The organism is Komagataeibacter melaceti (assembly GCF_003403295.1).
GTDB classification, from domain to species: Bacteria; Pseudomonadota; Alphaproteobacteria; order Acetobacterales; family Acetobacteraceae; genus Komagataeibacter; species Komagataeibacter melaceti.
Window position 1 is genome coordinate 1 of record NZ_QUWV01000104.1, and the last position, 22,855, is coordinate 22,855.

Sequence of the window (22,855 nt, forward strand, 5' to 3'; positions counted from 1 at the left end):
GCATTTCGCTGGAGCGAAAATACGCAGAAGAAAGATACGACAATGCAATCAATGTGACCTCTTGCATCGTAAAGGCCGTCCACATAAGCGGGACATGGACAAACCATCCGTGCGGGCCGGACAGGCAGGTCAGCCCAAAGGAACCACCTGACCTTGCATATCTCTCAAGGTGTCCACGGTCCGACAGGGGAAGGTGACCGGTGCTCAGGTCGAGGAATTTCCGGATCTGGAAAGGCGCTAACATCGGGTTTCTCCCTGCTTAAGGATGAGGCGGGTCAGACCGGCCCGGCGCTCTCGCCGAATGCGCCAGCGGGCAGGACCCATTGTTCGGGGGATGTGAGGACACGGCCACGCCAGCGGTGGCAGAGCGCGCGGCGCACCAGACCCGGGTGCTGGCGCACGGGGCCGTAGACCGTGCCGCCCCTGGCTAGCGTGCCGAGGTCCCGGTCGCGTCGAATGGTGCAACCAAATGCGCGTTCCCACTCACACAGCCGGGCGAACCGATCCGGGTCCATGTGACGCAGCGTCGCAGCCTGATCGGCAGACATGAATACACATGTCAGGCAGGACAGGCGGCCAAACCCGAGCTGATAGGGAAGCGGCGGAATCACGCCATGCCGACGCAGGATCTGCCAGACAGCCGCTTCACTCCAGGCATGTACCGGCCGCCAGTGATCGATATGCCGTCGGATCCGACCATCACGACAGTCTGCCCGGTGCCGCTCAAAGACAGCGTAACGGGCACGGTTCGCGGACTCCGCCGCGCGTTCTCCGGTTACAAACAGGGTCCGGGCATGACTGAAGCGCGCCTGGTTCCGCAGGGCGCCATCCGCAACCATGATCTTGGCGTATGGGGAACACCAGCGGACCGACAGGTTCGCCGAAACCTGCGGGAAGCGGCGTCGCGTATTGGGCGGTCCCTTGCCACCGACAGTGACCCGCCCTGTCGGGGTATCGAACCAGACCGGTGCGGTCGGCGCATTCTCGCGCAGCATTTCCCGCACGATCCCACCCTGGCGCGCGGAGAAATACAGCCTGACGCCAAGGGCCGCAGCCAGATGCCGCCCGTAATCGGGCACATGCGGCCAGTCAAAAACGTCCCCGTCATCGTCCACACGATGGTGCCACCACTCGATGCGCTGCGGCGCCACGCCCTTTTCGAGCAGGTGCAGCGTACTGGCGAGGGAATCCTTGCCAAAGGAACAGGCGACGATGACGTGATCATAACGCGCCAGATCAGGTATCTCTCCGGGCTCCGGCGCGACAGTTCCTTGGTGGGATGACAGGCTTGCGGTCGCCATGGACATTCTCCTTGTCTGAATGTCTTCTGGCGGTCCGACGGGGTATCGCGGGTCAAACGCGGCGCGCGCGCCGGCATCGCAGGCCCGCGGAGCGGGACAAGAGCCACCGTTTGAGGCGCGATGGCCCTTCGGGCATATTTTTCCTGTGTCTTCCTGCTCTTCCTATGCGTCCGCGTTCAGGTATTCGTGCAGATACCGGCGCAGCACCACGCAGGCTGCATGGGTGTCCCGCTCACCGTCATCCGCAAGGACACGATCCATCACTCTGGCGAGAACGGCGGCGGCCTCTCGGCCCGGGCTGAAAACAAGGGAAAACCCAAACTGTCCCTGCAGCACGCCGGTTCCCGCATCGTGGACCATGGCCACGATCTCGCCATGGACGACTTCCTCGACCTCAAGGTCCACTTCCTGACCGTCAGGCAGAATGGTGGTCCGGATCCCGTCAGAGTCCACACTGTCGGGGACGGCATCGAGGACGATCCGCGCAGCAGCCTCAGCGTCCGTCGCCGTGACCCTGAAATCGCCGGCATCCGCTTCAAACAGGCGCTCAACCAGCGTGACACGAAAATCAGGCATTGCCGTCCTCCCTTACCAGGACAAATTCGCTCAGTGTCGTGGCTTCGCGCCATGGGCAGTGCCACACCATCACGTCCTTTCCGCAGATTTCGGCGACAGAGCCACGCTCTCTCAGCCGGGCCAGCTCGGCCGACGTGACTCTGGGAACCGCCGTGAAAGCGGAAAATTCGACTACTGCCGCCTCCACGCTCTCATAGGGTCCCCGCCATCGGCGGGCCGTAGGCGGATAGATTTCAGGCGTCCGGATCAAAACCCCACCATCCGGGCGGAAACCCAGTTCAACCACATACCTGCCGATCAGACGCTTTTCCGTCATGTATTCATCGGTCATCACGGTTCTCCTTCGCCGACGCAGGTGAACGCGTAACCTGACGTTCTGGATAAGCCCGGTGGGGGCGCATCGCAGAATTTCCCGGTCGACGTCCTGCCAGAGGCCGTTGCTGGCTCACCGCCCGACGTCACCACTGAGGGCGACGGGCCGTGAGCCAGAGCCGTACGACGGCAACAGCCTCGCTCAGCTGAAACCTACAAACTCAACATGCGTCCTGAGGAATTCTTCAGGTGTCTGCGATGGCGGAGCCGGACTTTCCGCCCTGCCATGCGGCACATCATCCTCCTGATCTGTCGCAGCAGGATCATCGGTTCCCGGGCCATCCGCCGGCGCAACAGCATCCGCGTCGTCTTCCAACTCCGTCTCGTCGTCATGCGCCAGTTCCCCATCATCGTCATCCGCTTCGGATGGCGGGGCGAGCGCTTCCGCGAAGGTGGCGTTCAGCGCTGCGACATCGACCTGGAAACGCGCAGCAGGATGCACCCAGCTCCCCTGCCCGACATGGTCCATCAGGGCGCGGCGCATTTCCTTGCCGGTATTGCGCGGCAGGATACCTTCCGCCTTTATGGCCTTCGTGATGCCGGACTTACTAAGCGTTTTCAGGAAGTCTTCATCCGCCATGGCGGGCAGATGGTCGTCCGCTTTCACGATATGGCCGACCAGGACACCCCAGTCGCCGCTATTCGTCGCGTTCTTCTCGCAGGACAGCACGGCTTTGAGCACGTCGACAGCAGCGCCACGCAGGAGCGCCTCGTCCAGCGCCATCTCGCCATCCTGGAACAGTCCGGCGGCGGCCACGAGCCGACGTGACGGACGGCGCTGCGGGTAGTGTGCGTTGGAATCCCCGTCCACCCGGACATTCTGCGCGTTGAGGGCCGCGATCATCAGCCCGACCAGGACCCATGGATCGGCAGAGCCCCGGATGCCGTCCAATGCGGCATGCAGCGCCTGGGTGCGGAAACTGCCAATCATGTCAAAACCACGCCCCGAGATATCGGGCCGTTCCCGTGGCCCTTCGGGCAGGGCTTCAATGACGGCGGACGGCGTCACGCGACCTGCCGCCTCGCTGCCCGGCAGGACGCACCAGCCCTCGCGAACCTTGAGGCGATGATCGAGCCAGAAGAATTTCGTGGCGCCCTCGCGCTGCCAGTAGATCCGGACCATGCCGGGTTCGAAGACCGGCTCGCCGTTCTCGTCGCTCTGGAGGATCAGTGCGTCTTCAGGCGTGTTCTGACCCAGCCACTGGCGCTGCGCCTTCTCGTAGGCGAAGCCGTCATCGGTATAACGGCCGTCCTTCCCGGCTTCACCGAACAGATCCTCCTGCCAGGCGATCCGGCAGCTTTTTGCAATGGCGTCATCAAACGAGGCCTCAATTGCATAAAAACGATCCTGCCGCAGGGCTGACGCAATCCGGTCCCAATCGGGGATGGCAGCACCGGGTTCCCAGTTTCCGTCGGGCAGTTGCGCGCCCTCATCTTCGCAGGCTTCGACGTCCTCGGGCGGCGCCGCGCCAACCGGAAACCCGAAATGGCCCCAGACCTGTTCCTGCAGCGCGGTTGACGCAAGGGCGATACTCGCCAGTTCACGATTGCCGGGACCTTTTCCCGCCTCGATCCACGCCAGAATCTCGGGCAGGATGGCAGACAGGCGACCGATCTGCTTCAACTGCACCGGTGTGAGCATCAGCGCCTTGCAGATCGCGGTATCATTCCACTTTTTTTCCTCCCGAAGCCTGGCGACAACCCGCCACTGTTCAACCTGGGTCATGGGCTGACGGATCATGTTCTCCGATGCGGCACGCATCCGGTCCAGTTCCGCATCATCGCCTGCCACCGTCACCTGAATGGTTTTCAGGCCGGCCTTGACTGCGGCACGCCGGCGGCGATGCCCTGCAACGATCATCAGGCCGTCAGGAGTTTCGCGGACCAGAGGCGGGTGGATGATCCCGACGGCCTTGACGTTCAGCGCCAGCTGGCGCTCTTCCGCCTCATTGGGCGCGGATTTCCGCGGGTTTTCGGGGTTGTCGAGCAGGGTTTTCGGATCAACTTCGCGCAGTTCCATGGTTTTTACTCCGTGTTCTCAGGACGCCTTTCCTGATGCACTCCGGCGGCCAGCACCGGGCTGGCGGGGCAAGGGCGCCGCGCAGCGGCGGCACCGGACCCGCGCGCAGGCGGCGCAGACGCCGAGCACGGGGAGGCGCCACCCCTTGCGGCGCCTGGCCGGAGATGGCAGCCCTTCTCAGGCTGCCGCCTCTTCTTCCTTCTCCCTGTCCTCGGTGTCGTCATGCGCCGGGTCTTCATCGGTCGCGGTCGCCGCCAGATCGTCTTCCAGCGCTTTCAGCTCCGCGCGCTTTTCATCAAGCATCGCCTGTTCCGCGAACGGCAGGCCCAGACGGGCCCGGTAGGATGGCAGGCGACGCTGCGCTTCCTCCCGCATCCGGATTGCGTCACGGAGCGCGTCATCGATCCGAAGCAGCGCATGCTCGACACGCGACGTCAGCCCAAGGCCCTTCGTGTCGTCCTCGACGGCGATCTCAATGCGACCCGAGCGCGCTTCCACAAACAGCGTCACGTCGACCGCGCGCTTTTCGTAGTACACGCGACGGCCAGGCCCAGCTTCGCACATGACGGCGAACCCACCGATGCGTCCGAGGTTCCAGACCCCTGCCTCGCCGTTCTTCGCCGCCAGGCGGACCTGTAACAGGAGCCATGACCCGGCCTTCTCACGTTCGCTGACATCCCCCTTGTCCCGACGCAGTACGAACGCATCCCCCTTCGTGGGCTGACGGCTGGCAATATCCGCCTCGATAAGCGGGATCTGGCGCTCCGCGCCCGCAATCTCACGCTCGGCCCGGTCGATGGCACGTTTTACGGCGAACTGGTCGTCATAATGGGCGGCCGCGAGTCTCTCCAGCCGCGCAAGATCGGCCTCCAGCCCGGCTTTGTGCATCAGCCGGGCATCGCCTGAGGCGAGCGCCTTGGCCATGGCGAACTGGTTTCCCCCTTCCCCGCCAATGTCCTCAATCCGGCGGATGGAACGGTCACCTGACATCGCAAGGCCAATAAAGCGCTGCTTGCGTTCGAGGAGCTGCCAGTTGGTCGCGTCAACGGAACCCTGCTGGGCATAGGCGTAGAGTTCGATTTCCGCGTGCTGGTTGCCCTGCCGCTCGATGCGACCCTCGCGCTGGATGATGTCGGAGACCAGCCACGGCACGTCGAGATGGTGCAGGGCCTTGAGGCGCTGCTGGGCGTTGACGCCGGTGCCCATGGTCGCCGTCGAGCCGATCAGGATCCGCTTGCGGCCGGCATTGAGATCACCGAACAGCTTCTGCTTCGCCGCACTCTTCCTGTAGTGCTGCATGAACGCGATTTCCGCGCGCGGCACGCCCAGGCGGATCAGTTCATCGCGGATCCACGTGTAGGCGGAAAAACCGCGTGTCTCCATCGCGCTCTCGGTGCCCAGATCCGAAAAGATCATCTGCACCGCCCCCGGCAGGTCGTACGGCCGACCGGTTTCAGGATCGCTGTAACGGCTTTCCGATGTCTCCTGCCAGATCCGGAACACGTTCCCGATCATCAGGTTCAGCTTCGATGTGTCGTCATTCGCGGCAAGAGGGGCGACGAAGCGCAGGTCGATCGCGGCATGACGGGCATCCGTGATGACGGACAGGAGGATGTCATCGCCCTTCTGGGGACGCCCCTGGCGTGCTTCGATGGCGTTGATGCGGGCCGCCAGCGTCTTCTGGTAGGCCCTGAAGTTATCGTTTGTCGGCGCGACAATAATCTCGCGACGCCCGCCCCGGATTGCTGGCAGAGTCACGTACTGGCGCAGGTCATCGTGCTGCACGACATCCGCGAAGTCGCGATACATCGCCATGAGGTCGGCGACGTTGACGAACTCGGTGAAGCGCGTGACCGGCTTGTAAAGCCCGCTTGGCTGCAGTTCCAGTTCGGTACGGGTCTCGCCAAAATTGGCTGCCCAGGCATCGAATTCATGCAGGTAGCGCTTCTGCAGCGCCTCAAGATCCATATAGCGGCTGACCGTCCACATCTCGGCCAGCGTATTGGTGATCGGGGAGCCGGACGCCATGATCAGCGGGCGTTCCGGATTTTTTGCCGCCAGGTAGCGCGTCTTCACGAAGAGATCCCAGGCCCGCTGCGAGCCGTTCGGATCGACCCCCTTGAGGTCGGACTGGTTGGTTGCAAAACTCAGCTTCCGGAACTGCTGCGCCTCGTCGACGAGGATCTGGTCGATGCCGATCTCTCCCAGATGCACGAGATCGTCCTTTCGAGCGGCAAGGCCTTCCAGCTTCGCCTGCATCTTCTCCTTCATGCTCTCGACCCGCTTGCGCGACAGGCGGTCGGCCGCGTCGACGCTTTCCAGCACTTCCTCGTAAGACGCGATCTGCGCCTCGATCATCTGGCGTTCGAAATCCCCCTCCACCGGGATGAACCTGAATGCATCATGCGTGATGATGATCGCATCCCAGTTTCCGGTCGCGGCCCGGGCAAGGAACCGCTGGCGCTTTGCCTTCACGAAGTTCGTCTCGTCGGCGACGAGGATCCGCGCGGTCGGGTAGAGCATGAGGAATTCGCGGGCCATCTGGGCGAGGCAGTGACCGGGGACGGCGATCATCGCCTTGCTGATCAGGCCAAGCCGCTTCTGCTCCATGACGGCCGCAACCATCGAGAAGGTCTTTCCGGAGCCGACCGCGTGCGCGATATACGTACCGCCCGCGGCGATGATCCGCCAGATCACCCGTTTCTGGTGGGGCCGCAGGCTGATCGTGGTGCTTGCGCCGGGCAGGCGCAGATGGGAGCCATCAAACGCGCGTGCCACGAGGTTGTTGTAGGTATCGTTATACAGCCTGACCAGCCTCTCGGCCCGATCGCCATCCTGCCAGACCCATGTCTCGAACGCACGCTTGATCGCCGCCAGTTTTTCCTTTGCGGCTTCCGTCTCCTGTGTGTTCAGTTCGCGGTGCTCATTGCCATCGCCATCACGCCAGACATCCCATATTTTTGGCGATGCCTGCGTCAGGGCATCTTCCAGCAGTTCGCCGGCATGTCGCCGTTCCGTCCCCCAGACTGACGTAGCCTCGGCCATGCCCATGAACGCCCGTTTCTCCACGGTCCAGCAGGCAACCGCGGGCGCGTGATAGATGACCGTTTCGACCCCGAGCACCTCGGCGGTAAAGGCGATGATGTCGCTGACCGGCAACCAGGGAGCGCCAAGGCGCGCGGTGATCTCCGACGGACGCAGATCTGCTGGCTGGACGGCTTCCAGCGCCGTGATGTTCCGGGCGTAGCGCCCATCGATCCGGGCTGCATCGCGTGCTTCTTCCAGCTTGGTCCGCACGGCGCCGGAGAGCATTTCATCAGCCGTAACCCAGACATCGCGACCATCCACGCTTCGTACCGGATCGAGATAAACCGCATCCCCCAGTGCGGCCGCGACCTCAGCTTCGGACTGTCCCATGAGTTCCGCGATCCGGGGCATTTCCACACCGCCTGTTTCATGCAGGCAGACGGCCAGGGCGTCGTGGGCGGAATGGATCTCGGGTTCGACAGGCGCATGAATGACCCGTTCAGAGAAAATTGGTCCCATCCGACCTTTCTGTGTCGCCTCGTCGTATTCCTCGATGGACGAGACCAGCCAGACGTCGGGATCATCGTAAAATGGCGTCAGGTTCGGTCGCCGCTGGGTTTCGTTTTCAACCCCGGTTTCCGGATCGATCCGGACCGTCACATTCATCAGGTTGATCGGGCCGAACTGTCGGACAAAGCTGAAATAGGCACGCTTCAGATCACCCTGCAGGCGTCCATAGGGCAGGTTCTCCATCTGCGCTCGCAGCACCGCGCGTGCCGCATCCCGGACGGGTATCAGCGCGGTAATGATCCGGGCACGCTTCTGGAAGAGGCCATCCTTCTGATCTCCCTTCCTGATGGCGACCGTGGTGGGCTGTCCGTCGCAGATCTGCTGCAGGACGCCTTTCGTGACGAAGTAGGAGCCCTCTTTCAATTGGGCGCCATCGGCAGCCGTGCCGACCAGCACACCGGCTCCCGCCGGCCGGACAATGCGCTGGTTCAGGGGTTCCGGAAAGCGCACGTCCTGCCCGATCCGGTCCAGGGCCTCGGGCAACATCACATCGAGCCTGCCGTCGGCACGCGCGTCGCATGTATAATCGGGACCGAACTGGGTGGTGGTCCAGCCGTGACGGCCAAGCACCTGCTCCGGGTGGTCGAGGAAGTAGCGATTGACGAGGAGCGGACCGTTACCATGGTCGCTATTCGCAAGGGCGCCGGTTTCCAGCCAGGTCTCGTCATCGACCATGTCGCCGATCATGCGCTTGCGGAACACCAGTACGTCCACCACCACGTCCGTGCCGGCGTCATCGCGCATTGCTCCGGCCGGGAGCCGGACTGCCCCCACGAGGTCAGCCATGTCGGCAATGGTCCGGCGCGCGGTGCTGTCCGTCTTGTCCAGCGTATGGCGGGACGTCACGAAAATTGCGATGCCGCCCGGGCGAAGTGCTTCGATGGATCGGGCAATGAAAAAATCATGCAGGCTCAGGCCAAGCCGTCCCAGACCTTCCGGGCCACGCACGGTGCGATTGGAAAAGGGTGGATTACCGATCGCAAGGTCATACCCGTTTGCGAGCTTCACTGTCGTGAAATCCTCGCTGCGGATCCACTGGTTTGGATAGAGCCTGCGTGCGATCCTTGCCGTAATCAGATCATTCTCAATCCCGGTAAAGGCGATGCATCCTTCGAGCCTTTCTGGTCGGGCCGCGATGAAAAGACCGGTCCCACAGCCGGGTTCAAGCACGGAACCGCCTCTGAAGCCCATCTGCAGCACCTTGTTCCAGAGTGCGTGCACGATCAGTTCAGGGGTAAAATGCGCATATTGTGTTGCGCGCTTCAGTCCTGCCCTTTCAACATCTGTTGTGGAGGCATGGATCGCCTCGCCAACCTCTTCCCAGCCTGGGCGGGCGCTATCGCTCCCGGATGGAAACAGGTTGTTCGCCAGTTCTCCAGCTCCAAAGCCGATGAAGCGTGACAGGACGATCTGTTCGGGGGACGAAGCGTTTCGGTCTGCTTCTTCGATCTCCTTGAGCAGCGCGATTGCCAGCGCGTTGTCACGCGCCCGCTGTTTCCAGGTGTCAGCGAGGCCTCGGTCGGTCATCATATGAAAGTCGATCTTGGGAAGGGCCATCGCGGCCGGCAAGACAGGGGGCGAGCCATCTTCGCCTTCAAGTTCGCCCCAGAAAAGGTCGTTCTGGGTATCTGCGAGAGCGGTTGTGCCGAAGAGGTTGAGCTGGAACGACATGGCCGTGCTCCGTACAAACGCCGGCACCCGGCGCTGCTTCTGCAGGCCGGGATGTTTCCGGGTCAGGTTTTCGGGATGTCAGGAACGGGTGTGCTAATCAGGTTGTGTCGCCTGATTACTCTTTCCTTCAGCTCTTATTGCGACCGGGTCGGGCAGTGCGGGGCAAGGGTGCCGCGTAGCGGCAGCACCGGACCCGCGCGCAGGCGACGCAGACGCCGAGCACGGGGAGGAGCTACCCCTTGCGGCGTGCTGGTCGATCTGGTGCCACTCCCTAAATGACTTTGCGGACTAATCTCTTAATCTTATTCTTCTTCTGGAAGCAAACTTACCACCCGTTCAGCTTGAATGTTACGAAAAAGCGGGTAGTCACACATCCGATCGCTATGTCGCAGTCGTTTAAACTTTTACAGTCGACCGATAGTCAAAATGGATTGTCGCTGGAAAATTGCAACGTTGCAATTTTTGAGAAACCTCTAAATCGACATAGAGACGACCTGCGTTGTCGCGCCCGATTTCGCATTTTTAGCGTCATAGAAGCGTTCTCGGCTCACGTTTACGGATTACCTCGACGGTTGTGATAACTTTCGCAAAAGCCTTTCCATGCCGCTTTAAGCTTGGAACCATGCAGCTTGCCAAGTCGCTCACCGAGATGGTCTCGGAATGCATCGGCAATCAGGTCGATATCCCAGCCCCCGCCAGAGGAACGCGCTATTCTAGCGAATATCTCTTGGTCGGCTCCAAACTGGAGAGAACCGGCTGGGAACATTACCTGCCCATCGCTTTTCGCAGCCGCGGGTCGTACTACTTGATTGCGTTGTGTTTCTAATTCGCGGGTAGTCGTTTGATGATCTATGACCTTTGGGGTTTCCTTAGGTCGGAAAACAATCTCGAGTTCTCTTACTGCTCTTCCTTGTCTTATTTCCGTCCACTCGACCGTAAAATGCGCCAGTTCGTCGATTTCATTCTTACAAACGGTCAATACTTTTCGCCGCAACTGAGCAAAGTCTTTATAGACGTTAGGTGAGATCCCTAAAGCAGCACGAAATGCGATGACGTCACCTTTCCATACGGTTTGACGTCTCTTCACGCGCAAGGCCCCAATTTCGTAAAGTTTAAGCGCATAAGCCGAACGAAAACCCAATACAGCGGTGCGGTTCATGACCGCATAGGTCTCAGACTCTTGGATTAGTCTTCGGGCATCGGGAGTAAATTCCCACTCAATCCAACCGACTTCTTTTCCAGGCTCTGTGTCTTCAACCTCTTCCCTTGAAGAGGCAATCAGAGAAAATCGTCGCGTCGCTTTTTTACCTCGCCAGGAAATGTCGTCTTCGGCAAATAGAGTACCATGCAGTTCTTCAAGCATGTCACTTATGCGTTCGTTACCTTTGTGACCTCGCCTGATGTCTGCTTTGCGCATGCGGTGGACCACTGGCTTCCAAGCATCGCCACCGGCTACAAGGATCATCAACGCGAGTAGACGTGATGCAGTCAGGCTTAGCGATTGGCCTCTGACGAAACGTATCTCTACAAGGTGGCCAGGTTTGGCAAATTCGTCGGCACCCTTATGCTGTAGAGCGCGAGCAACACGCATGGCGCGTTTTGGTGCTTCATCACTTTCGGATGCGTATTGCATGGGCGGGTTATCCAGCACCTAACGGGACGAACGATTCGTATCCTGACCTTAGAATGAGAATAAGGTCAGGTGAAGGGGAAATTGGGCATCTCAGCATCTTCTCGCGGCCGTACATGGTGCTGAGAAGTAAGGTTTCTTATGAAGATTTTTATCAACACGACCGCAGCGTGCTGCGGGGGATTCTGATTCTATTCAAGTGATTCTGATTCAAGACAAAAAGTACTAGGAAAACCAACGACTTTTAGAGCATTTCCTGACCTCGTGGGGGACCTAGCCTGACCTCTTGGGGGATAGTAACCTGACCTCGTGGGGGATCTAACCTGACCTCGTGGGGGGCGGTCAGTTAAGATAGCTAGTTTTGGGGAAGTGCCCACACGTTATTTTAAGAACTTTCATGTTGACGGTCGCAAACCGGTATCTATGGGACTTGCGCGTGTTTTTTAATGAAATCTATGAGTGCGATTCGCAGTTTAACGGGCTTTCGTCTCTTTTTTAGATCTCGTTCATAGCTGCCGCAGCTGCCATGACGATGTTCCACGCCAGATGATTGCCCAGTGTGGGTGGATTGCAACGTTGCAATTATTTGAAGGTATATGGATTCCCTTGCGAAAAACGCGAGGTTACTAGCCTTTTTCCACAAGTAACTGACCTACCCGGTCGGCAGTAAGCGACGGTATGGGTAACCCAGCTCGCAGCACTATGCCGATGTCCCTGAGGCAACTGAACGCATTTGTCCCAAATTGCAATGTTGCAATCTCTAATATGTGGCAAAGAAAATTTCGAAAAAAAAAGCTCACTAAAGATTAAAGCGAAAGTGACTGGGTAACTGAAGGCCTGATGTGGTTGCTTATTTTGGCAGCGCCACCGAGATGCTCGACTGGAAGCTACTGCATTCGGCTAGGGGGGGAATTCAGTGTTCCGCTGTTCTTATTGATGCAGGGACAAATATCCCCCACGAGGTCAGGGTAAGCATTTGTAGCTTGCCCCCCCAAGAAGTCAGGATAGCGACGTGCGCCGATTGGGATCCCCCATAAGGTCAGGATACCTCGTACATCTTATCATATGCTCCCCCAAGAGGTCAGGACACTCATCTTTTCGGTTTTTATGTTCGCTGCCTAATACGGCACATGATCGTCGCGCTTTGCCGGCATTAAAAAAAGGGAATGGCTATCGAGTTAAGTCTCGACTTTCGAAAAGATAGATATTATCCATCAGAAATCGAAAGTTAGTGTGCGCCGGACGTTTATCGAAAGAAAGATTTATGACAGCTGATCTCGAGCAAGCCGGATATACGAGTCTCCAAATGGTTGAAGGGCTGGCGGATAAAGCCGCGGCAGTTCTGGAGAATTTGAGGGAAAGCGCTGTTGCCGCGCGAGCCGGCGAGCGACGAGAACCGACATTTCAGATTGGCCAGGCTGCAGAACTCGTAGGCCGGACGCCTGCAGCCATACGCGACGCAGAAAAGGATGGTCGTCTGCCCAAACCTGAACGGGGAGCCAATAACAGGCGTGTGGGATATACGCTTGAACAGGTCAACGACATGCGCGGGATCTTTGGCACGCGTCCGTGGCGTGATCCAGGCGACCCGCCGGCAATCATAGCTGTTCAAAACTTTAAAGGCGGTGTCGGGAAATCAACGGTTGCTGTTCACCTTGCGCAATATCTCGCGATCCAAGGCTATCGCGTGGCGCTGATCGATTGTGACAGCCAAGCGTCAGCAACAACGCTCTTTGGTTACGTGCCAGATTTAGACCTTACTGAGGATGAGACGCTTTATCCGTTTTTGCGGCACGATGAACGTTCGTCACTGAGCTACGCGCTCAAACCTACGCATTTCGATGGTCTATATCTGATACCGTCTAATCTTCGGCTGTTTCAATCTGAGTATGAAATCGCCGCGCGGATGGCTCAGGGCGAGCCTGGGCTTGTGGATCGGTTGTCGGTAGGGCTGGCATCTATAGCGCCAAATTTTGACGTTATAATTATGGATCCTCCTCCTGCCTTGGGAGCAATCTCGCTTTCTGTGCTGAGGGCAGCAAATGCATTGGTCGTTCCGGTGCCCCCGACAATTATGGACTTTTCGTCAACGACGGCCTTCCTGTCGATGCTGGAGGAGACATTGCGGACGCTAGCGCAGTTTGACAGGGCTCCTTCTCTAGAGTTTCTCAAATTCGTGGCTTCTCGGGTTGAAGAGAACAAATCGATTCACAAGGAACTTATCAAGCTGATGCAGGCTATTTTCGGCCATCATCTAGTTAGAGCCCCTCTGAAAAATTCTGCTGAAATCGACAATGCCACAGCTCGACTCATGACTGTGTACGAACAGCAAGGAGCGATCACAAGCAAGTCGGTTCGTGATCGCTGCCTTACCTATCTGAACGCAGTTTGTAAGGAGCTTGAAACGGATATTCGGGGAATGTGGCCTAGTCATCAGGAGCGGCTTCGCAGGGAAGGACTGGTGTAATTTTTTCGTGGAGGTGGCGGTTCATTGAACTCTCGCAAATCGTCAATTTCTGAAAATTGCAACGTTGCAATTTTGGACTGGTGGCGGAGCGAGAAGCGAAGCACGCATTTTCAAAGCATTATTCGAACTTTTTGCAGGTCGAGTAATGTGAAAAAGGAGGGATAAATGTCGGGGAAAAACAGGGCTTTTGCGGACGGGTTAACAGCTGCAATTTCAGGCGTAACCGGTAGACAAGGCCAGTCTCGTCCAAATCGGTCAATCATTAATGATCGTACTAACCGATTAGCAGAAGTTGCTAGCGGTAAAGTTGTTACTCGTACTCACGAGTTTATTGACCCTGCACGATGCAAAATGTGGGAGGGTCATAATCGTGATTACGCCGCGTTGTCTTATGAAAACTGTCGCGAACTTATCGAAAGCATTCGTGCGCAGGGACGCCAAGAGGTTCCGGCCATCGTTCGGCGATTGACCAACAACCCAGATTTTGATTTTGAAGTGATCTGTGGTGCACGCCGGCATTGGTCTGTTTCGTGGCTTAACGCCAATAATTATCGTGACATTAAGTTCCTTGTTGAGCCTCGTGAAATGGAGGACGAGGAAGCCTTCCGTATTGCGGACCTAGAAAATAGGGCGCGTGAGGATCTTACCGATTACGAGCGTGCAAAGGATTACTTGTTGGGTCTTGATCGGTACTATCATGGTCGCCAAAAAACGATGGCAGATCGGTTGAACGTCTCTGAAGCATGGTTAAGCCGGTACCTCGACCTTGCTAGATTGCCTGAAGCAGTCACTCGGGCATTTGTTAGCCCGCATGATATTCGGCTTAAGCATGTGATGCAGATAAAGCCCCTTATTAAAGAAAGTGCATCACGCGAAGTGGTCTACGAGGCTGCTGAACGTATTGCTGCGTTGCGAAGCAAAGATCAGAACTACCTTGTGGAACCTGCCGCGGTGGCTCGCGAACTCGAGAATGCGGTAGCAACGGAACTGGGACATCTACGTCGCGGCAGCGTGCGCTCGCCTAAACGTGGCGCCGTTGCTATCACTCGCGATACGGATGGCAAAGAGATTGTAAAAATAGATGCGAAGTCGCCTAAGCGTTTGCAGGTCACTTTCATGCTGGCGGAGCTACGTTCTCGCGAAGAGATGGAGGAGGCAGTTAAACTGCTGACGGATCGCTACTGGCCCGTTCAAGAATGAACTTTTGCTTAGGATGCGTAACCTGCAGCAGTCAGCGTATCAGATTTGTTTCTGCGTGAATTATCGGTGCTGGGTCTGAGTGGTAATGCTGGGTCACCATTGCACGAGTGTATGTGCCTTGTGTCCGAAATACGTGCTGGGGCGCGTTTGAGAGGACTAAGCGATTTCAAAACAAGCAGGCTGGGCATGTAGCTCATGGGGGCACTGCGTGTCGATAGGACGGTCTTGCTTGTGTACCTGATGACTGTAAACGTGATGTCATCGCCATACCAACGGTTCTGCAATCATTGCTGGTTAGAGTATTTTTTGCTGACCGTCCTTTTTGTTTTTGGTAGGCCGACTACTCATTGGACTGATTAGTAGTTAATGGGCACAGTGGCCCATGACGATATCAGCCGCGTTCTCGAGGCATAGCCTGAGGTGCCTGCGGCTTCGAAAGTCATTGCGTCGTCTGCGGATCGGTCATCAACAGGTCTTCATCAGGGGAAACACTGGTTTCCTGATATTCTGCTTTTTTGCTGTGTGTCCACTGGACGAATGCAGGTGAAAGCATGATCGCAATCAGGAAATTCCCCGGTTTATTGCCGGGCTTTAGCTGGCGGGATATCGAGGTGAATGGCGTGCGGATCCGCACTGCTACCGGCGGAAACGGACCGCCGCTGCTCCTGCTGCATGGTCATCCGCAGATGCATCTGACCTGGCACAAGGCGGCACCCGCACTGGCGAAACGTTTTACCATAGTGGCCCCAGATCTGCGGGGTTATGGTGATAGCGCCAAGCCTGAAGGTGGAATGGATCACGCCAACTATTCCAAGCGGGCCATGGCGGATGATCAGGTTGGCGTCATGCACCAGCTTGGATTTGAACGGTTCATGGTTGTCGGGCATGACCGGGGCGGACGGGTGGCGCACCGCATGGCGCTGGATGCACCGCAGTCGGTGGAAAAACTGGTGCTGGTCGATATCGTACCGACAGCAACGATGTATGCCCGGACCAATATGGAATTCGCCCGACGCTATTTCTGGTGGTTTTTTCTGATCCAGCCCGCCCCCCTGCCTGAAAGGCTGATCAGTGGAGATCCGGACTTTTTTCTCGAAAGCCACATTGCAGGACAGATCAAGATACCAGGATCGGTCGATCCGCGTGTCATGGTCGAATATCGTCGATGCTACGCCGACCCGGCAATGCGTCATGCAGCATGCGAAGACTACCGCGCTGCGGCAGGCATCGATCTAGTCCATGATGCGACTGATGCAGACAAGCGGATTGAGGTCCCATTACTGGCTCTGTGGGGCGCACGCGGCACCGTGGGCGCGCTATATGATGTTGTCGAGACATGGCGCGAAAAAGCAGTGGACGTGCGGGGATACGCGATCGACTGTGGTCATAGTCCGCAGGAAGAAGCACCGGCAGAACTGCTGCATCGGCTTGATGCGTTTCTCTGACCTTCGCGAAACAGTTGGAGAGTCAAAGCTCGATTTTCACCGCATTATAGTCAGTTATGCTTTGAAAAGCAGACCCGTTCAATCCAGATGACGCGATTGCTGAAGATATCGATCGGCTGTGTGCGGATTCAGAGGTTACGGAGCGACCTCTGACCCGGATCAGGGGGAGGCGACCGCATGTTCCAGATAGAGCCGCAGCACCGTAACGGCTTCCTTGTCCTGTGCCGGGCGGGGGACCGAATGATCCTGTGGCAGGGCAAAGATTGCCTTGACCAGATGCAGCAGCATCACGGCCCGTTCGTCATGTAGACCCGGAGAACCACCCAGCCGTGCCAACAACTGGCTCATGCGCCCGATCAGTGCCTTGCGGAGCGTTCCTGTCCCATCTGGCAGGGTAACCCCGCTGTCGAGCAGGGAAAGGACGACTGAGCGTTCCGTCCGCAGACGCTGGATGATATCCAGCAGTCCTTGCGCCGCGTCACGTGGCGACAGCGGCGGATCGCGGTCGACCAACTCATCCAGGGCATGCAGGAGCCGCGCGCCGTAGCGTTCGAGCACTGCGGCGGCCAGCACGTCCTTGGTCGGAAAAAAACGGTAGAGCGAACCGATTGCTGTGCTGGCGCGGGCAGCGATCTCGGTCATGGTCGCCGCCTCGTATGACTTCTCGCCAAAGACCGTTGTTGCGGCTGCGAGGATCGCTTCAACGCGGTCGCGTCCGCGCTGCCGCTTGGGCGCGAGTGGTGATGAACGGGGCGGGCTTGACATAATGCGAGGGTACCCTCAACTTTCTTTTATGCGAGACAGTCCTCGCATAACCGATTTTCCATTGCCGGTCGATGTTTGACCCGACCATGTATCCAGATCCCGGAAGGCGCCGATCCGTGAACAGATTTGACCCGCGAACCACCGCCCTTGTCCTCATTGACCTGCAGAATGGCATACTTGCCCTGCCAACCGCCCCGCGGCCATCGTCGCAGGTGCTGGAGAGCGGTAAATCGCTTGCTGCCCGCTTCCGGGATGAAGGTGCTACGGTCGTCCTGGTTCGGGTTGCGTTTGCGCCCGACTTTGCCGACGCGCCGCCCGGTCCCGCCGACCAGCCCTTAAGCCCGCCGGAAGGCGGCCTGCCAGCGGATTGGGCGCACCTGGCGGATGGGCTGGCAGCACCCGGCGATATCGTCATCACCAAACATCAGTGGGGGGCATTTACAGGCACGGAACTGGACCTTCAGCTTCGCAGGCGGGGCATCCGGACGGTCGTGCTGGGCGGTATTGCTACGAATTTCGGGGTTGAATCCACCGCACGGCACGGCTGGGAACTTGGCTACCATATTGTCATCGCTGAGGATCTCTGCACCAGCCTGTCAGCAGACCTTCATGATGTCTCCATCCGCTCGATCCTCCCTCGGATTGCACGTGTGCTGCCTTCCGATACAATCGTGTTTGGCGGTTAAGCGGTGAGGGTAGGGCCATCAGCGTGGCTGCTGACCGGGCGATGGGGCGTAATGGCGCTGCTTTCGCTGGTTTTTGGTATGCTTCTGACCGTCTTACGCCTGCCGGCCGCGCCGCTGCTGGGACCACTGGGGGCGGCGGTCGTACTGGCCACACGGGGCGACGCGGTCTGTATTCCCCGCTGGGCCTTTCTCGGCGCACAGGGCGTGGTCGGGGTCATGATCGCCAGCTATCTTTCAGCCTCGATCTTTCACGAAATGGCAGCCAGCTGGCCGGTCTTTGTCGCCGGTACGTTTTCTACCCTGTCTGCGGCTGCCCTTCTCGGCTGGCTGCTGACACGTTCGCGCCTGCTACCCGGCAATACTGCGATCTGGGGTTCGTCACCCGGTGCGGCCACGGTCATGACCCTGATGGCGGAATCATACGGGGCGGATATGCGGCTCGTCGCCTTCATGCAATATCTGCGCGTGGCCTGCTGCGCCGTCATTGCGGCTGTTATTGCGCGCGTGGCCGGAACGCCGTCCGCCCCGCTGGTCGTGGCACAGACCCTCTCATGGCAGGGGATTTTACTGGCGCTTGTGACCGCACTGGCAGGCAGCGCCCTGGGTACCCGTCTGCGCGTGCCGGCCGGTGGACTGCTGGTGCCCATGGGGATCGGGATGACTGCAAGGCTTGGCGCCCATCTGCCGATCGAACAGCCGCATCTTCTGTTGGTCGCGGCCTATGCCTTAGTCGGGTGGGGCATCGGCATGCGGTTTACGCCAGATGTGCTGGCTTATGCCGGACGTGTCTTTCCACGTGTGCTGGGTTCCATCCTCGCGCTGATTGCGGTGTGTGGCGGCTTTGCATTGATACTTGCCCGGCTGGCGCATGTGGATCTGCTGACGGCTTATCTTGCAACCAGTCCTGGCGGGGCTGATTCCGTCTCCATTATCGCCTCGACTACGAAAGTGGACATGCCTTTCGTCATCGCCATGCAGGTCGCCCGGTTTTTCTGCGTTCTGGTCACTGGGCCAGCTCTGGCGCGTTTTCTGTCCCGCAGATCATCGGGAAAAGGGCAGCGCGATGTGTCGCAAGAAATACACGGGAAATAGGCGAAAAGGAGGAGGGGCTTGCTGAAGGCCGATGCAACAGATTCCGCCCTTACAAACCCGCTGGCGCTGAGGCTTGACGACAATTTTGGTCGATGGCGGGAGCAGCGATCTGGCCATCAGGGTGCAGTCATTTACCCCGCGTGTCTGGCGCGCGGCGTATTCTTTCGCCGTATCCCCGTTTGACGGCCATATCCGTTCTGATGATGTCATAGCTTCCTGTAATCGCGTGGGCTGATGCCGGTTTCCCTGCGAAACATCTGTGCAAAATGGCTCGCACTCTCGTAGCCACTGGTCAGGGCGATCTCGATGATGGACCTGTTGGTCTGTGACAGAAGCTCCTTCGCATGGTCCACACGCCGCCGGATAAACCAGCGTGACGGGCTTTGCCCCATGGTGTTGTGGAATGACCGGCTGAAATGAAACCGGCTCATCCCGCACAACCCGGCCAGAAAATCGAGGTCGAACGGTTCGGCGAGATGGGCCTCCATATGATCCAGCGCCTTACGTAGCTTCCACGCTGGCAGTTGTGCGGGTCTGGACGTGGGCGAAGGCTGTGTATGGGCATAATGACGCAGAAGATGGACGGTCAGACTTTCCAGAAGTCCATTCACAAATAGAGAACTGGCCGAATGAGTCGTCTGGATCTCGGCCGTCAGGCCTGTTAGAACGCCAGAGATGAATGCGTCCTGACCACCGGAAATGTCGCGCATGGAAAGCCGTGATGGATTAAGCCCTAACGATCGGGCACCAGAGTAAGGCCCAGATAAAGATGCAGGACTTCAAACGGACGGTCCGGACCAGCCTGCCAGCGCATGAGGTAAGGTGCATTGGTCTGTGTCAGGAAGAATGATCCGGATCCGACCTCACTTTTCGTCCATTCACCTGTCAGTTCGCGTTCCTCGATCTGAGCTTTTCCCGAGATGATCCAGACCAACAAAGGTTCGGCCACGGCCGGGACCAGTAATTCATGTTCGTATTGCGGTCGACGGAATATCTGCGCCTCGGCCTCTTTCCATGCCTCTCCCCGGCTTTGCCCGATCTTCCGGCCCGGAATACGGTCCTCGAGGGCGTAACTGGCGGCATGCAGCGAAGAACGATGCGGGTGCGGCATCCGGTTTCCCTTTCAGGCGTGCCGTGAATTGTCCAGTCCAACTCACAAAAACGCAAAATCACAATGGTTTTAGCAAGAGGACGACAGAAACCATCTGCCTGGGTCTTTACCTGTTTTCTCGTTCTTTTTTAAACGGAATAGGTAAAGATTATCATGAGTACCAAAGGTAAAGTTGCCCTTGTTACCGGAGCCTCCAGCGGGATAGGCGCGGCAACAGCACGCAAACTTGCGATAGAAGGCGTTATTGTCGGTCTGGCAGCACGGCGCAAGGACCGTCTGGACGCACTGGTGACGGAAATCACCGGGGTAGGCGGCAAAGCCGTTGCCCTTCCAACCGATGTTACGGATCTGACGTCATGCAAGGCTGCGGCAGATGCCCTCATTGCCCAATTCGGCAGGATTGATGTGCTGGTCAACAATGCGGGCCTGATGCCCCTGTCCAACATTGACAGCCTGAAAGTGGACGAATGGCAGCGAATGGTGGACGTAAATGTTTCGGGTGTCCTCAACGCGACGGCGGCGGTTCTTGCGCAGATGATCGCACAGCATTCGGGTCATATCTTCAACATGTCCTCGATTGCGGGCCGGAAAGTCTTTCCCGGCCTGGCCGTCTATTGCGCCACAAAGGCTGCTGTCGCGGCGTTTTCCGACGGACTCAGGATGGAGATCGGGCCAAAGCACAATATCCGCGTCACCTGCATCCAGCCGGGTGCGGTGAAGTCGGAACTGTACGAGCAGATTACCGACCCCACCTACCGCAAGCAGATGGACGATCTGGCGGCCTCCATGACCTATCTGGAAGGCGAGGACATTGCCGATACGATCCTGTTTGCACTGAAATCACCATCCCGGATGGATGTCGCGGAACTGTTCGTTCTGCCCACCGAACAGGGATGGTGAGTATAAAATCCTGCTCTGGAACGCGCTGTCTTTTACGACGCTAAAGCGCAAGATTGGAAAGCCCCGGATGATCGTCCGGGCGTCGTCCCTGCGGCCAGTGAAACAGTCGGTCTGCGGCCTCTATCGGCAGGTCATTGATTGATGCGAACCGGCGGCGCATAAGCCCGGCAGTATCGAATTCCCACAATTCATTGCCATAGGACCGGAACCACCGACCCGCATCATCATGCCATTCATAGGCAAAGCGGACAGCCATGCGGTTATTGCGGAAACCCCAGAGTTCCTTGATCAGGCGGTATTCGTGCTCCCCGTTCCATTTGCGTGTCAGGAAGGCCACGATCTCATCGCGCCCATGGATGAATTCCACCCGGTTGCGCCACTGGCTATCCACTGTATAGGCCTGCGCCACTTGTTCAGGGTTCCGGGAATTCCAGGCATCTTCGGCAAGCCGGACCTTGCGTGTCGCACTTTCAATATCAAAAGGTGGGAATGGCGGTCGTGACATGAATAAACTCCGTGTGGTGTAGAAGTCATGGTTGTCGCAGCATTGTGTTTCCTTCACGACACTGACGAAATGACAGTCATCCCTCGTTTCAGGGCATGACCAGATCCATTACTTTTGTCCTTTATCCGGATTTCCAGATGCCTGATGGGGCGCGGGTTCCGCCACAGCCTTCAGAATTGCAGGACGCGTGGTTGAGCAGGGTTAAAAGCGATGGTGAAAGCGATAGCCCTACACAGGGTAGAAGGACGCCTTTGACGCCCCCATTGCATCCTTAGCTCCCATGCCCGAGCCGGTGGCCGGGTCGAAACCCATGGGACCGGGCCTGCCATGCAATCAGGAAGCCGGCAGCGACAAGCCCCATCACCGCCCAGGGAAATGATGCCGCCCCCCATGTGTTGAGCAGCACGCCGCCCAGAAGGCCGCCACCGGCTATGGCACTGTTCCACGCCACCACATTCATCGACAGCGCGACATCCGCGCCATCTCCGGCTGCATCGGCCAGTGCCGTCTGGAGCAACGTCGCGGCGCCCCCAAATGTCAGCCCCCATATCGTCACCCCAATCATGATGACTGCAGGCGATGCTGATCCGATGGCAAAAGCCGCGGCCACGACCGCGAATATGGCGAGGCTGAGCAGGACGGACAGGCGCAGGGCGTGATCAACCGTGCGGCTAGTCAGCCAGATGCCGACAAAGGCAGAGACCCCGAACAGCAGCAGGATGCGATCTGCCTGTCCCGCCAGCCCGGCCGGCGTTATGAACGGCACGATGTAGGTGTAGAGCACATTGTGCGCGAGCATCCATGCCATCACCACGCCCAGAACCGACCGCACGCCGGGCGTGTATAAAACATGACGGAACGGCAGACGCTCATCATGCGCGGCACCCGGAAAGTCAGGAACCTTCGCCAGCACCCATGCGATCAGCAGCACGGTCAGGCCCGACATGATCCAGAAAGCCAGGCGCCAACCGACGGCAGCGCCCAGCCATGTCCCGGCGGGAACCCCCAGCGAGAGCGCGATCGGCGTGCCCACCATGGCAATCGCCAGGGCACGGCCCTGCTGGGCGCGCGTCACCATCCGGCGCGCATAGCCGGCCAGCAACGCCCAGGCGAGGCCCGCCGCCGCACCTGCTCCATACCGAGCGACAAGGATCATGCCGTAATGCGTCGAAAACGCGGTGATGGAATTGAACACCACGAAACCTATGATCGCCAGCAGCAGGACCTTCCGGCGCCGCCATCGCTGCGTGGCGAGTGTGAGCGGGATCGCCGCACTCAGCGAGCCTATGGCATAGGCCGTCACCATCTGCCCGGCGAGCGCCGGGGAAATATGCAGGCCCGCACCGATCTGAGGCAGCAGACCCGCCGGAAGGGTTTCGGTCATGATGCAGATGAAACCGGTCATGGCCAGCGCGAGCAGGCCGGCAATCGGAAGGTGTGCATCGGTTTTTTGCGTGGGCACTGTGATGGTCGGGTTCATGGGGCGCTCATATATGGATCGTTTGATACACATATAG

16 protein-coding genes and 1 pseudogene are annotated in these 22,855 nt (G+C 58.5%); 6 read left to right on the forward strand and 11 right to left on the reverse strand.

Annotated elements, in window-relative coordinates; genetic code table 11:
- From DY926_RS17705 to DY926_RS11860, 7 genes are all read right to left on the reverse strand, one after another.
- Positions 1 to 244: DUF5983 family protein (locus DY926_RS17705; protein WP_116703564.1), on the reverse strand; the 244-nt coding region annotated here is incomplete at its 3' end.
- A gap of 31 nt (positions 245 to 275) precedes the next feature.
- Entirely contained in the window at positions 276 to 1,307 is a 1,032-nt protein-coding gene (locus DY926_RS11835) for a phosphoadenosine phosphosulfate reductase domain-containing protein (protein ID WP_014106768.1), read from the reverse strand.
- Between the two features lie 156 nt (positions 1,308 to 1,463).
- The gene (locus DY926_RS11840) at positions 1,464 to 1,877 is read right to left on the reverse strand and encodes a hypothetical protein (protein ID WP_014106767.1); all 414 of its coding nucleotides are present in this window, start codon (positions 1,875 to 1,877) and stop codon (positions 1,464 to 1,466) included.
- The gene (locus DY926_RS11845) at positions 1,870 to 2,208 is read right to left on the reverse strand and encodes a hypothetical protein (RefSeq protein ID WP_116703565.1); all 339 of its coding nucleotides are present in this window, start codon (positions 2,206 to 2,208) and stop codon (positions 1,870 to 1,872) included. Before DY926_RS11845 ends, DY926_RS11840 begins: the two co-directional genes overlap by 8 nt.
- 183 nt (positions 2,209 to 2,391) lie before the next feature.
- Positions 2,392 to 4,269, reverse strand: a complete 1,878-nt coding sequence (locus DY926_RS11850) for a ParB/RepB/Spo0J family partition protein (protein ID WP_116703566.1) — start codon at positions 4,267 to 4,269, stop codon at positions 2,392 to 2,394.
- A 177-nt stretch (positions 4,270 to 4,446) separates the two neighbouring features.
- Positions 4,447 to 9,537 carry a lactate dehydrogenase gene (locus DY926_RS11855; protein ID WP_116703567.1) on the reverse strand — a complete coding sequence of 1,697 codons (5,091 nt, stop codon included), beginning with the start codon at positions 9,535 to 9,537 and terminating at the stop codon, positions 4,447 to 4,449.
- A 553-nt stretch (positions 9,538 to 10,090) separates the two neighbouring features.
- Positions 10,091 to 11,170 carry a replication initiation protein gene (locus tag DY926_RS11860; RefSeq protein WP_010512185.1) on the reverse strand — a complete coding sequence of 360 codons (1,080 nt, stop codon included), beginning with the start codon at positions 11,168 to 11,170 and terminating at the stop codon, positions 10,091 to 10,093.
- 1,261 nt (positions 11,171 to 12,431) lie between these two features.
- Here DY926_RS11860 and DY926_RS11865 point away from each other — a divergent pair.
- The 3 genes from DY926_RS11865 (at position 12,432) to DY926_RS11875 (ending at position 16,279) form a co-directional block, all read left to right on the forward strand.
- Complete coding sequence (locus DY926_RS11865; protein ID WP_116703568.1) at positions 12,432 to 13,634, forward strand: AAA family ATPase; 1,203 nt, start codon at positions 12,432 to 12,434, stop codon at positions 13,632 to 13,634.
- 165 nt (positions 13,635 to 13,799) lie between these two features.
- Positions 13,800 to 14,834, forward strand: a complete 1,035-nt coding sequence (locus DY926_RS11870; protein ID WP_116703569.1) for a ParB/RepB/Spo0J family partition protein — start codon at positions 13,800 to 13,802, stop codon at positions 14,832 to 14,834.
- Between the two features lie 551 nt (positions 14,835 to 15,385).
- A complete protein-coding gene (locus tag DY926_RS11875; protein WP_116703570.1) occupies positions 15,386 to 16,279 on the forward strand; it encodes an alpha/beta fold hydrolase in 894 nt (297 codons plus the stop codon).
- A 159-nt stretch (positions 16,280 to 16,438) separates the two neighbouring features.
- Here DY926_RS11875 and DY926_RS11880 read toward each other — a convergent pair whose 3' ends face one another.
- Positions 16,439 to 17,044 carry a TetR/AcrR family transcriptional regulator gene (locus tag DY926_RS11880; RefSeq protein ID WP_116703571.1) on the reverse strand — a complete coding sequence of 202 codons (606 nt, stop codon included), beginning with the start codon at positions 17,042 to 17,044 and terminating at the stop codon, positions 16,439 to 16,441.
- A gap of 116 nt (positions 17,045 to 17,160) precedes the next feature.
- Here DY926_RS11880 and DY926_RS11885 point away from each other — a divergent pair, with 116 nt between their 5' ends.
- Positions 17,161 to 17,730, forward strand: a complete 570-nt coding sequence (locus DY926_RS11885) for a hydrolase (protein ID WP_116703572.1) — start codon at positions 17,161 to 17,163, stop codon at positions 17,728 to 17,730.
- Between the two features lie 51 nt (positions 17,731 to 17,781).
- On the forward strand, positions 17,782 to 18,822 hold the full coding sequence (locus DY926_RS11890; RefSeq protein ID WP_116703573.1) for an AbrB family transcriptional regulator: 1,041 nt from the start codon (positions 17,782 to 17,784) through the stop codon (positions 18,820 to 18,822).
- Between the two features lie 206 nt (positions 18,823 to 19,028).
- Here DY926_RS11890 and DY926_RS11895 read toward each other — a convergent pair.
- Positions 19,029 to 19,933, reverse strand: a pseudogene (locus DY926_RS11895) (helix-turn-helix domain-containing protein).
- 153 nt (positions 19,934 to 20,086) lie between these two features.
- Here DY926_RS11895 and DY926_RS11900 point away from each other — a divergent pair.
- A complete protein-coding gene (locus DY926_RS11900) occupies positions 20,087 to 20,833 on the forward strand; it encodes an SDR family oxidoreductase (RefSeq protein ID WP_116703574.1) in 747 nt (248 codons plus the stop codon).
- A 40-nt stretch (positions 20,834 to 20,873) separates the two neighbouring features.
- On the opposite strand, the gene DY926_RS11905 is transcribed toward DY926_RS11900, so the two are convergent.
- Both DY926_RS11905 and DY926_RS11910 read right to left on the reverse strand, forming a co-directional pair.
- A complete protein-coding gene (locus DY926_RS11905) occupies positions 20,874 to 21,338 on the reverse strand; it encodes a nuclear transport factor 2 family protein (protein ID WP_116703575.1) in 465 nt (154 codons plus the stop codon).
- 271 nt (positions 21,339 to 21,609) lie between these two features.
- Positions 21,610 to 22,818: an MFS transporter gene (locus DY926_RS11910; RefSeq protein WP_116703576.1), complete on the reverse strand. Its 1,209-nt coding sequence runs from the start codon at positions 22,816 to 22,818 to the stop codon at positions 21,610 to 21,612.
- Positions 22,819 to 22,855: the final 37 nt, after the last annotated feature.

Excerpts from the sequence above, each read along its gene's own strand:
- DY926_RS11835 (WP_014106768.1), bottom strand. The coding sequence starts at position 1,307 with ATGTCCATGGCGACCGCAAGCCTGTCATCCCACCAAGGAACTGTCGCG.
- DY926_RS11840 (WP_014106767.1), bottom strand. The coding sequence starts at position 1,877 with ATGCCTGATTTTCGTGTCACGCTGGTTGAGCGCCTGTTTGAAGCGGAT.
- DY926_RS11845 (WP_116703565.1), bottom strand. The coding sequence starts at position 2,208 with ATGACCGATGAATACATGACGGAAAAGCGTCTGATCGGCAGGTATGTG.
- DY926_RS11850 (WP_116703566.1), bottom strand. The coding sequence starts at position 4,269 with ATGGAACTGCGCGAAGTTGATCCGAAAACCCTGCTCGACAACCCCGAA.
- DY926_RS11855 (WP_116703567.1), bottom strand. The coding sequence starts at position 9,537 with ATGTCGTTCCAGCTCAACCTCTTCGGCACAACCGCTCTCGCAGATACC.
- DY926_RS11860 (WP_010512185.1), bottom strand. The coding sequence starts at position 11,170 with ATGCAATACGCATCCGAAAGTGATGAAGCACCAAAACGCGCCATGCGT.
- DY926_RS11865 (WP_116703568.1), top strand. The coding sequence starts at position 12,432 with ATGACAGCTGATCTCGAGCAAGCCGGATATACGAGTCTCCAAATGGTT.
- DY926_RS11870 (WP_116703569.1), top strand. The coding sequence starts at position 13,800 with ATGTCGGGGAAAAACAGGGCTTTTGCGGACGGGTTAACAGCTGCAATT.
- DY926_RS11875 (WP_116703570.1), top strand. The coding sequence starts at position 15,386 with ATGATCGCAATCAGGAAATTCCCCGGTTTATTGCCGGGCTTTAGCTGG.
- DY926_RS11880 (WP_116703571.1), bottom strand. The coding sequence starts at position 17,044 with ATGTCAAGCCCGCCCCGTTCATCACCACTCGCGCCCAAGCGGCAGCGC.
- DY926_RS11890 (WP_116703573.1), top strand. The coding sequence starts at position 17,782 with ATGGCGCTGCTTTCGCTGGTTTTTGGTATGCTTCTGACCGTCTTACGC.
- DY926_RS11900 (WP_116703574.1), top strand. The coding sequence starts at position 20,087 with ATGAGTACCAAAGGTAAAGTTGCCCTTGTTACCGGAGCCTCCAGCGGG.
- DY926_RS11905 (WP_116703575.1), bottom strand. The coding sequence starts at position 21,338 with ATGTCACGACCGCCATTCCCACCTTTTGATATTGAAAGTGCGACACGC.
- DY926_RS11910 (WP_116703576.1), bottom strand. The coding sequence starts at position 22,818 with ATGAACCCGACCATCACAGTGCCCACGCAAAAAACCGATGCACACCTT.